The following is a 13870-nucleotide window of genomic DNA, read 5'->3' as shown; positions in this document are numbered from 1 at the left end:
GCCCCTTCTTTTTGTTGTTGATATTACTTACCTCAGTATGTAAATTTTGCCGTAGCCGTTCTTAAACGATTTATCCCCGTTTTTGTACATGTGCTTCATGCCAGTTTCTACCTGGCTCATTACTACTCGGTAAAGATAAACCCCGTTGGCAAGCTTATCGCCATACGTATCAGTACCATCCCAGGCATACTCTGTTTTGTTATTACCTATTCTTATTGGCCCAATTTCTTCCTTTGTAATCTCTTTTACTACCTTACCCGTTACAGTCATGATCTGTATTTTCAGGTGCTCTGGCACCTGGCTTCCGGTTAGGGTAAAGATAAAATTGGTTTTGGAAGAGAACGGGTTCGGGAACGGGTAAAAGTTAGTGACTTTAGAGTCGTTTTCTACTTCAAACGTGATGCGATAAGGTGATACACCAGAGGCCCGTCCTGCTACATCGCTCGCACGAACCTCCATAACATACTTTCCGTTCTTTAGCTTTTCAGGCTTATACTCAAGTCTAAAATCATTCTTATCATCAGCAGGGAAATAACGTACTTCACTCTTATTTGCCATCAAGTCAATTTCTTGCTCAATTGCATCCGGGTCTATCATAACCACAGACATACCAGACGGGTCCTGCAAGTGTACTAGCTGGTTTTCGTCTTTTACAGTTATACTTATAAGAGGACTCGGTGCCACTAACTCCCCATCCATAATATGAATACCATCAAAAGCTACATCAAGTATAGGGTGTAGCCTCATCTTAGCCTTAAAGTTAACCTCAAACACGTTGTTAAAGTACTGCTGCTCAGGCAACACTCTTGGGTTCACAAAAATACTCAGTTTATACTCGCCCTCTAACTGCAGGGTAGAAACAGAATAAATAAAGTTAACTACCTCATTTGCTCCTATTGGCTTGATCTTAAACCTTGTAACCACAGGGTCTGATTTATCGCCAGTAAGTGTGACTTCTACCGTAACAGAGTCCTGGAAAGCAGTTTGGGTCAGATTTTGGAAGGCCATTGGTACTGTTATGCTACCTTTTAATGCCTGGTCAGTCAAGATTGCCTCATTCACATTAACTAAATCGGGTCGGATTACTCCTTCCGGTGCCGCATCATGTAGTACAATCCACTGTTTTAGCTGAGGGGCAGATCTATCTTCTGTATCTGACACATATGCTTTCAGCCTCAGCGATGGATACTTTGTAGCATCAACACCAGTCAGATCAAAGTTCTTCTCATTGATATTATCTATTAACAGTTCTTCCTCTCCATCTGCTTTCACGCCTATTACACTCATTTTGTGCGAGTCGTTACCAGCGCCATTCTTTTCGATATTGTGGTGCAGGCTGTTCCACTTTAAGGCAGGACCAACCAGGGTAGAGGTTATTGATCCTTCAGTTAGGCGAGAGTACAGAATTTCATCCATCATTACAATTTGTGATGTAATTGGCGTACTGTCGTCGGCAACACCAGTTTGCTCATTGGCAGTACCAGGTGCAGCGCCTTTTTGCCCTATAATCCCAAATGGGTACCCATTTTTAAGGTTGTTTATGAGATTTGATCCGATGCTGCCAAATGCTGCTTTCTGTTGTGCTGTAAAGCTCTCAAACGGCACTTTATTCACACTCATCGCTACAACATAATGTCCGGCAGGTACAGAGTTCATAAATGTTACGATCTTCTCCCTGTTCGCCGCAACATTCATATCCCCAAATTCATAAATGTAAGGGACACTGGCACAATAAAAACTACCCATGCCTTCAACTTTTTGCAGCGTTTTGGCATCAATCACAATTGCAAAAATGCGTGGAGTAGCACTAACAGTAGGATTACCACAAGTCCACTCAAGTAGCATGTCACCATCTACAAAGATTCCATAAGGTGGTTCGGTATATCTGAAATCTCCACCTATGGTTTTAACCGCTATCTCAGCTTTAGTGCGCTGAAAATTCCAATTTATACTTTGAGATCCCTCGTTTGAAATTTTTTCAGTAGTAGCAGTAGTAAACTGTCCATAATGGCTTTGTGACCAACCGTTTCCAGAGTTTGGTATGTAACGGAAAGAGCCTTTTGCCCATACTGTATCTTCTCCTGTAGCATACGTATCGAACCGAGCACGCCAGTAGTAAACTGTACTATCAGTATCAGAGGCACCTTTAGGTAGTGCAACATCCCAACTTGGCATCAGTGCGTAGCCTGTAGTGTACGTTTGCTTAAGAGAACTCTTGAATGTTTGGGTTGTATCCAGTTCAAAATAGAAGCCCTTGTCATTTGCATTAAGCTGGGTAGCTTGTACAGCCACTTTCACGTTGGCTGTATTTACAATACTATAATTTGCAGGGCTTAAAGCCACCAAACCACTTACAGGAAAGAAATGCCTGAAAGTAGCTATATTGTTTCCTTCATTCAGTTCTTCAATCTCATCAGTTGCATCTAGCTTAACTTCGAAAGAATTAAGACCTAAGGCTGCCATTCCTTTATTATTTAAAGTTAACTGAGCCTTTCTGTCTTTGATGATAGGAGCAATTTTTACTGGATCATATGTTATTACTGTATTATCTGTAAGCGTTCTTTTAACAGAAACAGTAACAGAATCAGTAATGGCCTTGCCAAGGTTGTTTACATTAACAGTGATGGTAAACTCATCGGCTGCCGCAGTAACAGTTTCGCCGTTCGTGCTTGATACGCTAAAGCTGTTATCTTTAAACAAGTAATCTGGTTTAGCAGGATTATATACTTTCAGGGCAGGATCTCCCTGCAATGCCATTTCAAGAATCATGGCTGTTGCTATATCGTTGCTTGTGCTCAAGGCTACTCGTTTAATAACCTCCTGCTGTACCTGACCTATAGTTGAGCCATAAAACTTCTCTTCTTTGAAAGCAACAGAATAAAAGTATGAAGAATATAGGTCCAAAAAGTTCATATATCCTGCACCCAAATGTGCAATGAGTGCAATTGCACCTTTATCCGGAGTATTTAACCAATCTTCGCCGAAGGATACAGTATTTGGGATGTACGCATCACCAACGTTACACCCGTTCATTAACATTATGGGGTATTTACCCTTATTCTTATAGTTGTTAATAGCAGTAGATGCGTAGCCGATGTCAAGGTCAATAGAACTTGTTGAGCTGTGCCCAAAAAATGTTATCATAGATAAACCTTTGTTAAGCTCATCAGACACATTAATATTTTCAGTTACTTCACTTACATTCTCTCTGTATTTCTCTACAACATTAGCACCTAAAAGAGGGCCTTCAGCTATATCAGCATATGAATTTAGATAAGAAGATATCTGTTTAATTTCACCGATAGACTTACCACCGCCAAGCTGAAGTATATTTTTCCTCCACTCAACACCATCTGGCAATGCTTCATGCTCCTTTATCTTATTCAAATAACTTATAATATCATTAGCAGATGTTGCGGAAACACGCCCTATAGGCATCAGTGGTGTAAAATTGTTTTTCTGATAATCAACTGTGAACATCACATCAGAAGAGGGCATTCCTCCAGTAGGAACAATATCTAACAATCGTTGAGTGGCATTTCTATGGTTGATTCTGTTGTACTCAATACCTTTTCCAAGAATCATCATCTGCTTAGTATTTGGAGAAGAAGAGAGATGAGACACCAAGTTTTTTATAGAAGCAGGAGAAAATTCACCATAATGATATTGATTTATTATGTCATCAATATAAACCAGAAGCGTATCATAACCTCCACCTGCTGCAGAGCTTCTATAGGCCGCATATTGCTTAGGAGCATTAAGCTGATTTACTAATACTTTGTTAGAAAGAATGATATAATTTGTAGAGGCAGGATTAATAGGCCTGAAATTAACTTTTTTAGGCTTTCCTACCGGTAGTTGAGCACTAGAAGTATTTGCGAGAAAAACCTTATGCGATTTATCGCTAGTCTCGATAACAAATCCTTTACCGGCTCCAGTTGTTCTCCCTTCTACACGCACAATATTCCCTGCATCTGTAAGATCATATGCCACTACTGTTGAGGGCATGTTACTGAACTCAAAGTATGGATTTTGAATGCGGGTTGAATCTGTGTATAAAAATTTAGAAGCCCCCGAAAAAACTAGCTTTTGGGGGTATGTTAATATACCATATGAGAAACTGATAGCATTCCCTTTAGTAGGTGTGGTTACAGGCACAATTTGCAGCGTTATAGCACCCTGTGCGTTAATATCGTTGAACTCTAGTGTTTTTTTATCTTTAGCCTTACTAAAGTAATCGTATGAGAAAGTATTTAGTGTTCTCGCTGTACCAGAAATTACGTTTACGCTAAAGTTATGGTACTCATGATACGCTCCAACTGTAGCGTATTCAATTACAGGCTTAGGTCCGGTTGCTTCAACATTACTTATACCCGTTATACTATAGTTTCTGGGGTTAATAGAGTAGCTCGAAAACCACCCTTCACCCTCATCTATCCATGGCATTCTGTTTGAACCATGGAATTTACCTAGATTATACCTATCAACACTAACATTGATAGCCTTCTGAAGATGGTATGGTTCTGAAAGTTTGTTTCCCTTTTCTGGGTTAATTTCCCGCATACGCTTACCAGCAGTAGGAGCCACAGTCAGAAAGTAGGAAGCGGTATCTGTATAAAAGCTATGTAACTGGTGTACCTGATGCTCCGGGTTCTTATACAATGATCTATCAAGAGCACCATTATTACGTTCTCCGATAAACTCTATATAGTCCTGCTGGTCCAGCTTGCCGTCACCCTGCCCTGCCACGTATAATGGAACCTCTTTCCCTCGTCTGTAAAGCTGAATGTTACGGGGATCTGCTTCGGCCAAACCAAGACTGTTAAGGTAGTTATAGTCTAAGCGGTACAAGCCAGTAGTAACAACATTTATCTTATAATATGTTTGATCATACTTTATCCATTCGTTCCCGTAGGTTTGCTGAGCCTGCACAGTGGATGCAGAACTGAGCAAGCAGAAAATGAGCAGAATCAAAGTTCGCTTACACGTAGTGAGCCAGTTCATGAACTGAAACGGTTTTAAGTGGTTCATTAGTTGAATGCGTAGCCAAATGAGATTATAACTGAAGAAATGCCACCGCTTGCAATGGCATTAGCTTCTTTACCGTTTACCCTGGAAAGGGCAAGATCTAGGTTAAGGCCATTTGTTTTAAAACCAACCCCAAAGTTTGGCTGTATGCGCTTGTTCATGCTACCGTCAAAATTCTTCGTTTCCTGGTAATTGTTTAATCCGGCTCTCACAAAAACAGCCTTTGCATAAGCCAACTCCACGCCGATGTGTGGGTCTATTGACATCAGATCAGATTTCACAAATACATTACGCTTTCCATCGAACGTAAAATCGATATCAGACGAGACAAGGGCTGAAAACTTTTCATTAATCTCAAAACTTTTTCCTACACCAAGTATCAGGCGGGGCAGCGTAAGTTCGGCGGAGCTTTCAGGCAGATCGTTACCTGTTTGCTGGTAAGCCTCTTCTAAAGCTTCTACGTTATGCGTCCAGGCGGTAAAGGTGGTGGTAATATCTTTAGCCATTACGCCAAACTGCCAGGTGCCTCGTGTAAGTTGAGCACCTGCATCTATACCAAACCCATAAGCATTGGCAAATTCGCCTACGTTGCGGTAAATCAATTTGGCACTAGCGCCTAACTGCAAACCTTCTACCAAATTACTTTTGCGGGCATAAGATAGTAGCATAGCATAATCTGCCACAGAAAAGAACCTGATGCTATCGTACTGTATATAGCCATACTCATTTTGCAGGCGGCGTGTATCGGCGATATCATCAACTCCCAATCGGATTATGGATACACCCAGAGCACTTTTATCATCCAGGGGCATGGCAAAACTGCCATAATCGTTCTTGGCGATACCGGCAAAAAGCTCCGAGTGCATCAGAGCAATGTTATACTTATACTGCAGGTTAAGCAGGCCTGCCGGGTTCCAATAGCCAGCTGTAGCATCGTTGGCAATGGCAGCCTGCACGTTGCCCATACCCAATGCACGTGCTCCCACACCAATATTTAAAAACTCATTGCTATACTTTGGAGTGGATACTTGGGCTGTTGCGGCAGACCAGCAGGTAAAAAAAGCCACCACCAGAAAAAGGCGTAAGGTGATCTTATACATACATTATCGGTAAATACTCTACTCAAACTTTATTTCAGACACATCAAGCTACTAATCTGGCACTTACTTTATATAGCATCCAGCAAGATTTTCCTGTAACACTTGTTCCTGCAGTTTAGTTGACTTCCGGCCTCAATATTTTTATCCAAAATTACTGAATAAAAATTATAATTAATTTAATCTAAAACCATTTATAATATTGGTCGTAATTATTTTTAAACAGTACCTTGTTTTACATAGTACCTTTTAATATCTTTGCTTCAACATTATAACGGAATCATCATGAAAGTAGAAAACACACAAGTGCAGATGAGGAAGGGAATTCTCGAATTCTGCATCCTGGAGATTATCTCTCGTGGTGAAGTATATGCGTCCGACATGTTAGAAGAGCTCACAGCGGCCAAAATGATCGTTGTGGAGGGTACGCTCTACCCGCTCCTCACCCGCCTGAAGAACGCGTCGCTTCTAGAATACAGCTGGGTAGAATCTACCTCTGGCCCCCCACGAAAGTACTATCGCCTCACCGAAACCGGAACAACGTTCCTGAACGAGCTAAGGCAAACCTGGTACGAACTAGTTGACTCCACAGAATACATCATCCAAAACAAGAAAGCGCAGCAGTCATGAAAAAGAATATAAGTATCAACTTGCAAGGCATCATTTTCCACATTGAGGAAGACGGTTACGAGCAGCTAAGCAGATACCTGGCTTCTATCAGAACGTACTTCTCTAACTATGAGGGGCACGAAGAGATAATAGCCGATATTGAATCTCGTATTGCCGAAATTTTCTCTGCCAGACTTAACCCGGGCAAACAGGTTATATCTCAGGAAGATGTACAGTATCTGATTACCCGCATGGGCAACGTGACAGATTTTGAGGTAGAGGAGCCTTTACTGGAAGAAGACATGCCACGTACAGGTCCTGCTGCTAATAACACAGCAGACGGAACCTACACCACTACCGGTTCTAAAAGGCTTTACCGTGACATTAACCGTAAGGTAATAGCCGGTGTTTGCTCTGGCATAGCCAATTATCTGGGCATCGACATGGTCTGGATCAGGTTACTGTTTGTTATACTTGTGATAGGCATCCCGTTCTCAGGCGGCATAACCAGCTTTGGTATTATACTTTACATTATACTTTGGATAGCCATGCCACCAAGTGCTACACTGCCAGAAACAAATGTAAAGAAGCTGTTCCGTGACCCTGAGGATAAAAAGATAGCCGGTGTTTGCTCTGGTATTGCCAAGTACTTTGGTGTGGATGTGGCTGTTATGCGTATCCTTTTCCTAATATTTATCTTTTTGGGAGGCTTTGGCATACTTGCCTATATTGTACTATGGATAGCTGTGCCAGAGGCTGTTACGCTTACTGAGCGTATGCAAATGCAGGGCGACCCGGTAACGCTGGCAGGAATTGAGCGCTCTCTTAAAGACAACCTGAACATGCGCGACACTAATGGCCACGAAACAACGCTGGCTAAGATTATACTTCTCCCGATCAGGCTTATCTCACAAATCTTTAGCTGGCTTGGCCGATCGTTAGGCCCTGTTCTGGCTATATTGCTTACACTAGTTAGAGTGGCAGCAGGAGTTATACTTTTAATTGTGTCTATCAGCCTTACCATAGCCTTGTTTTCTGCTCTGTTTGTTTCCTTAGGCGTTGTTGATGAACCACAGTCTTTCTCATTAGGTGATTTTCCTGCCTCCGTTTTCATAGGAGGCTTTCCCAGGCTCGGACTGGTGGCAGGTTTTGTTGTAGGCCTTATCCCACTGCTGCTGCTGATTATACTTTCAATCAGCTTGCTTATCAAGCGCACAATTATGCGTCCTATAGTTGGTTGGTCTATGTTTGGGGTGTGGCTGGTAGCTTTGTTTACTGTAATTGCCACTGCAATGATCTACAGCTCCAACTTCCGTAGAAGCGGTGAGGTTGTAACCACGCAAACTGTACCAGCCAGCGGATATAACATCCTTGTACTGGATGCTTACGATACCAACCTTGACTATGATAGAATTTACATCGATGTACAGGAATCAAGCGGAAGCGACATCCAGATTATACAGCGCGCTGAGGCTAAAGGTAAAACAGAGGCTGATGCACAGCAAAATGCCCGCATGATTTCGTACAAGGTAGTTCAAAAAGACTCTGTGCTTCGGTTCGATAACAGCTATGAATTTAAAGAAGGTGCCGTTTTCCGCGATCAGGAGTTGAATATTGAGCTTAGACTACCAAAGAACAAGCCACTGCGCCTTACACGAGAGTTCACATACCTGCTACCAACGGCCACTTTCGAAGAGGACTACAGCCGAGATAAAATTGTACGCAACACCTGGCAGGTAAAAGGTGATATGCTGGAGTGCCTAACTTGCGCTGCTGATACGCTGGACACAGAAGACAGCAGCTACAATGAAGGATCGTATAGTGACGATGCAACAACAGTAAGCGGCGGTGTTTTACTAGACGAAAGCGAGTATAGCAGCAATGTACAGACGTTCGACTTCAGAGACTTTAATTCAATTGTAGTTTCCGGGCCGTATCATGTGCAACTGCGACAGGGCAGCAATTACGATGTGCGCGTAAGAGGCGACCGGAGTGATCTAAATCACATGAAAGCCACCGTTCGAGGCGATGAACTGCGCATTGAGCATTCTGAGAGAAACATTAACCTGTTCAGAGACAGAGATCCTGTACTGATCCAGATCACGTCACCAGCTATTAATACTATTGATCTATCTGGTGCAATTAAAGCTGATATATCTGGAATCAGAACAGACAACCTTAAAATTAATTTTGCAGGTGCCATACAATCCACAGCCGATGTAAACGTGCGTGATCTGCGTGCTGAGATCTCTGGTGCTGCAGTTAGTAAGTTTACAGGCCGCGCCGATAACTTTAGGCTAGATGCCACAGGAGCCGGTAAAGTAGATGCAAATGGGTTAAGAGCTAATACCGTAGATGTAGACGTAACAGGCGCAAGTATTGCCGAAGTATACGCAGCCACAACCTTGCGTGCCGATGCTTCTGGAGCCAGTCGTATTGTGTACTCCGGAAACCCTAAAAATACGACAATCGATAGTTCTGGCCCTAGCAGCGTAAAGCGACGATAAGTATAAACCAGCTTATACTAAACCCAAAGTATAACTCGTTTAAAAATAGTGTTTGTTTAGTTGTTTGATGAGAGTACCCGCGAGGCTAAGTGTTAAAGCAAAACTTAGCCTCGCTTTTATACTTTAGAAAAAATTATTCTTCGGTTTCGCTCTTATTTACTTCGACTGGAGTAATAATATTGGCAACAGTAAGCCCTCTTTTCTCCCCCTCCCTTAACAAAAACGTATACGCAGGCTCGAATTCATTTTTCACTTTGCCCTCTAAAATAGCCTCTGTTAATACCTCCTTCAGTTCGCCCACTGTTTTAGAAGGCATCAGGTTGAAGGTTTCCATAATAATTTCACCAGTTATCACTGGTTGAAAATTTCGCAGGTTATCACTCTCCTCCACCTCTATCAGGCGCTTCTCTACTTTATCAAAGTTTTGCAAGTAGCGTTTTACCTTGGTGTCATTTTTTGAGGTAATGTCGGCCCGACATAGTTTCATCAGGGCATCAACATCATCGCCGGCCTCAAACAGTAGCCTGCGAATGGCAGAGTCTGTTACGGTTTCTTTTACAAGCGCAATTGGCCGTAAGTGAAGCTTAACCAGCTTCTGCACAAATTTCATGTGCTCGTTCAGGGGCAGCTTCAGGTCACGGAAAAGCTTTGGCAGCATGCGCGCACCGCGGTCTTCGTGGCCGTGAAAGGTCCAGCCGGCCTTTGGGTGGTAACGTTTGGTGTCTGGTTTGGCAATATCGTGCATAATGGCGGCCCAGCGCAACCACAGGTCATCAGAAACCTCGGCTACATTATCCAGCACTTGCAACGTATGGTAAAAATTGTCTTTGTGTGTGTTGCCGTTTATCGTCTCCACCCCTTGCAACTCTACCATTTTAGGGAAGATCAGTTGCAACAGCCCTGAGGCGAACAGCAGCTTAAAGCCGTAGCTAGGCTTCGGAGAAAGTATGATCTTGTTCAACTCATCAATTACACGCTCCTGCGATACAATCTTGATGCGTTCTTTATAATCGATAATAGCATCAAACGTATCTGGGTCGATGTCAAAGCCCAACTGAGAGGCAAATCGAATGGCTCGCATCATGCGCAGCGGGTCATCTGAAAAGGTAATGCCCGGTTCTAATGGCGTGCGGATAATCTGGCGCTTCATGTCCTTTAATCCGTCGAACTCATCTATCAGCTCGCCATAGTTTTGCTTGTTCAGGCTGATGCCTAAGGCATTTATAGTAAAATCGCGACGTTTCAGGTCATCATCTAATGTGCCGTTTTCTACTTCCGGTTTGCGTGAGTGCTCCCGGTACGATTCTTTACGGGCTCCTACAAACTCTACTTCCCAGTCGTGGTCGCGGAGCATGGCAGTACCAAAGTTTTTAAAGATGGATACTTTAGGCCTGTGCGGAAGCTTTAGCGCTACAGCCGTTGCCAATGCAATGCCATCTCCCACACATACAACATCAATATCTTTAGAAGGCCTTTTTAGAACCAGGTCGCGCACGAAACCTCCAATTACATAGGCATCTACACCTAGTTCAGCAGCAGCCTCAGCTACAACCTCAAATATGGAATGTTCCGGTAATTTTATTTTATCCATCAGTAAAAGCAAACACCTCAGGCTACAGTTTCGCGGCCTGAGGTGCAAAAATAAGGTAATGCTATGGCAATTACGAATTAAGAATCACGAATTACACAAATGGCTACTTGCAGACTATAGTACTGCACATTAATCGCGTAGTACTTTCTGAGCGCCGTTTGCTTCTATTTTAACGATCCGCGATGGTTTGGCATCTACCTCTTCTTCCTGACGCCAGCGCACTACATGGTCTACCCGCTCTTTTATACTTTCGGAAATGTCTTTAAAAGAAGCTGCCGTACCCTGCCCACTAATATTGGCTGATGTAGAAACCAAAGGCCTGCCTATCTGGCGCACCAGCCGGTGGCTGAACTCATCTTTTGTAATACGTACTGCTATACTTCCGTCCTCTGCCATTACCTCTTTTGGCAGGTTGATGGCACCCGATAACACATACGTAGTAGGCCTCTCCTGCTCTTCGATCAGCTTTTTCAATTCGGCTGGCACTTCCTCAACGTAGTGCTTCAGCATGTCGAGGTCTGCCATCAGCAGGATCATCGATTTTGACTCTTCCCTTTCCTTGATCTTGAAAATCTTTCTTACAGCTTCGGCATTTTCAGCATCACAGCCAATGCCCCATACTGTATCAGTGGGGTAAAGTATAACGTTGCCAAGTATAACTTCTTCCTCAGCGGCCTGTATCTCTTTTACTAATTGGCTCATAGTTTTAATAGTTAATTGTCTATTGCTACTTGTTAATCATTGATTGATAATGAAAACAAAAAATTAACAATCAGCAATTTACCGTATCTCCTGCGTTAGTTCCACTAGCACACCGTTGGCGCTCTTTGGGTGTACGAAACAAACAAACTTATTGTCGGCTCCTTTTTTGGGTTGCTCATTCAACAGCGTAAATCCTTCGTTCTTCAGGCGCTCCATCTCTTTATAGATATCTTCAACTTCAAAGGCAATGTGGTGTATGCCTTCGCCGCGCTTTTCTATAAACTTACTTATGGCGCTATCAGGGGTTGTACCCTCCAGTAATTCTATTTTAGTGCCGCCTACTCTAAAGAAAGAGGTGTTTACGTTTTCCGATTCTACAAATTCAGTTTTGTAAGGCCCTACCCCTAAAAGTTTAAAGTATAAACCGTTTGCCTCACTAAAATTTTTAACCGCTATTCCTATATGTTCTACGTTTTTCATTTTGAGTTTGTAATTAGTCTAAGTAAGGTTTTTTTGTTAATTTTGCATCCGATTCAAAACTAATAATTTCTTTAAACTGTTTAGATAACAGGACAAAAAGTAGAGAAAATCGATTTATATGCTAACATTACCGATATACCTGGATAACAACGCCACAACGCCATTAGACCCGCGTGTGCTGGACGCTATGCTGCCTTACATGACAAAAATGTTTGGTAACGCTGCTTCTCGTAACCACGCTTTTGGCTGGCATGCCGAAGAGGCAGTTGATTATGCTCGCGAGCAGATCGCTTCTTTGATCAATTGTTCTCCAAAAGAAATCATCTTTACGTCTGGAGCTACGGAGTCGGACAACCTTGCTATCAAAGGTGTGTTCGAAATGTATGCTTCTAAAGGCAACCATGTAATTACACTTACCACAGAGCACAAAGCTGTTCTTGATACGTGTAAGCACATCGAGAAGCTTGGCGGCAAAGTAACGTACCTTCCAGTTAACGCAGAAGGCCTTGTTGACCTGAAGCAGTTGGAAGAAGCCATTACAGATAAGACAATTCTTATCTCTGTAATGTATGCTAATAACGAGGTTGGCGTGATTCAGCCAATCCGTGAGATTTCTGCCATTGCTAAGAAGCACGGCATTTTATTCTTTACAGATGCTACGCAGGCAGTTGGTAAAATACCTGTAGACGTAGAAGCTGACGGCATTGACCTGATGGCTTTCTCGGCTCATAAAATGTACGGCCCTAAGGGTGTAGGTGCGCTTTACGTACGCCGTAAGAACCCACGTGTTAAAGTTACAGCCCAAATGGACGGTGGTGGCCATGAGCGCGGTATGCGTTCTGGTACGCTTAACGTGCCTGGCATTGTTGGTTTAGGCAAAGCAGCCGAGATCGCAAAGCAAGATATGGAGTCTGATACAAAGCGTATCGCAGCTATGCGTGACCGTTTGGAGAAAGAGCTTCTTACGATTGAGGAGTCTTATGTAAACGGTTCTGTGGAGCACCGCCTGCCACATGTATCTAATATCTCGTTTAAGTATGTAGAAGGTGAAGGTTTGATGATGGGTGTGAAAGATCTGGCAGTATCTTCTGGTTCTGCCTGTACGTCTGCCTCCCTGGAGCCATCTTATGTACTGAAGGCCTTAGGCTTGAGCGACGACCTGGCGCACTCTTCACTGCGTTTCGGTTTAAGCCGTTTCACAACTGACGAGGAGATTGACTTCGCCATTGACCACGTAAAAGAAGCTGTACACAAACTTCGTGAACTGTCTCCACTGTGGGAAATGTTTAAAGAAGGTATAGACCTGGACACAATTGAGTGGGCAGAACACTAGGACTTTAATTATGAATTAGAAATTATGAATTATAAGTTGTTCGTAGTTTCTAATTCATCTATAGTTAAAAATTTATAATTCGTAATTAACAAAAGCTATGGCTTATTCAGATAAAGTAATTGATCATTATAGCAACCCACGTAACGTAGGTACGCTTGATAAATCTAAAAACAACGTTGGTACTGGCCTTGTTGGTGCCCCTGAGTGCGGCGACGTAATGCGCCTTCAGATTGAGGTAGACGAGAACCAGGTAATCACTGACGCTAAGTTCAAAACATTTGGTTGTGGTTCTGCTATCGCTTCTTCTTCGCTGGCAACAGAGTGGTTGAAAGGCAAAACTGTAGACGAGGCATTATCTATCGACAACATGGACATCGTGGAAGAGCTGGCATTGCCGCCGGTTAAAATTCACTGCTCTGTATTGGCCGAAGATGCGATTAAAACTGCCATCAACGACTACAGAGTAAAGAATGGTTTACCAGCTTTAGAGCTGCCTAAGTCTCACCACTAAAAACGAGACTCA

The 13870-nt window shown here is 42.9% G+C and carries 9 protein-coding genes; 4 read left to right on the top strand and 5 right to left on the bottom strand.

The window, feature by feature from the left end:
* Positions 1 to 27: 27 nt before the first annotated feature.
* Together porU2 and WG943_RS06500 are read right to left on the bottom strand one after the other, a co-directional pair.
* Positions 28 to 5031, bottom strand: a complete 5004-nt coding sequence (gene porU2 / locus WG943_RS06505; protein WP_340407607.1) for a putative type IX secretion system sortase PorU2 — start codon at positions 5029 to 5031, stop codon at positions 28 to 30.
* On the bottom strand, positions 5031 to 6128 hold the full coding sequence (locus tag WG943_RS06500; RefSeq protein ID WP_340407606.1) for a putative type IX sorting system protein PorV2: 1098 nt from the start codon (positions 6126 to 6128) through the stop codon (positions 5031 to 5033). Before WG943_RS06500 ends, porU2 begins: the two co-directional genes overlap by 1 nt.
* Positions 6129 to 6410: 282 nt before the next feature.
* Here WG943_RS06500 and WG943_RS06495 point away from each other — a divergent pair, with 282 nt between their 5' ends.
* Together WG943_RS06495 and WG943_RS06490 are read left to right on the top strand one after the other, a co-directional pair.
* Positions 6411 to 6755: a PadR family transcriptional regulator gene (locus WG943_RS06495; RefSeq protein ID WP_340407605.1), complete on the top strand. Its 345-nt coding sequence runs from the start codon at positions 6411 to 6413 to the stop codon at positions 6753 to 6755.
* Positions 6752 to 9241 (top strand): PspC domain-containing protein, encoded by a 2490-nt coding sequence (locus tag WG943_RS06490; RefSeq protein ID WP_340407604.1) that lies wholly within the window; start codon positions 6752 to 6754, stop codon positions 9239 to 9241. Before WG943_RS06495 ends, WG943_RS06490 begins: the two co-directional genes overlap by 4 nt.
* A gap of 133 nt (positions 9242 to 9374) precedes the next feature.
* On the opposite strand, the gene WG943_RS06485 is transcribed toward WG943_RS06490, so the two are convergent.
* From WG943_RS06485 to mce, 3 genes are all read right to left on the bottom strand, one after another.
* The gene (locus tag WG943_RS06485; RefSeq protein ID WP_340407603.1) at positions 9375 to 10832 is read right to left on the bottom strand and encodes a CCA tRNA nucleotidyltransferase; all 1458 of its coding nucleotides are present in this window, start codon (positions 10830 to 10832) and stop codon (positions 9375 to 9377) included.
* A gap of 129 nt (positions 10833 to 10961) precedes the next feature.
* Positions 10962 to 11534, bottom strand: a complete 573-nt coding sequence (locus tag WG943_RS06480; protein WP_340407602.1) for an L-threonylcarbamoyladenylate synthase — start codon at positions 11532 to 11534, stop codon at positions 10962 to 10964.
* 78 nt (positions 11535 to 11612) lie between these two features.
* Entirely contained in the window at positions 11613 to 12014 is a 402-nt protein-coding gene (gene mce / locus WG943_RS06475; RefSeq protein ID WP_340407601.1) for a methylmalonyl-CoA epimerase, read from the bottom strand.
* Between the two features lie 118 nt (positions 12015 to 12132).
* On the opposite strand from mce, the gene WG943_RS06470 reads away from it, so the two are divergent.
* Positions 12133 to 13347 (top strand): IscS subfamily cysteine desulfurase, encoded by a 1215-nt coding sequence (locus WG943_RS06470; RefSeq protein WP_340407600.1) that lies wholly within the window; start codon positions 12133 to 12135, stop codon positions 13345 to 13347.
* A 97-nt stretch (positions 13348 to 13444) separates the two neighbouring features.
* A complete protein-coding gene (gene iscU, locus WG943_RS06465; RefSeq protein ID WP_187068641.1) occupies positions 13445 to 13858 on the top strand; it encodes a Fe-S cluster assembly scaffold IscU in 414 nt (137 codons plus the stop codon).
* Positions 13859 to 13870 lie beyond the last annotated feature (12 nt).

This window comes from Pontibacter sp. H249, from assembly GCF_037892465.1.
Taxonomy (GTDB): Bacteria; Bacteroidota; Bacteroidia; order Cytophagales; family Hymenobacteraceae; genus Pontibacter.
Note: the sequence above shows the minus strand (reverse complement) of the source record. Positions and strands in the feature narration are given on the sequence as shown.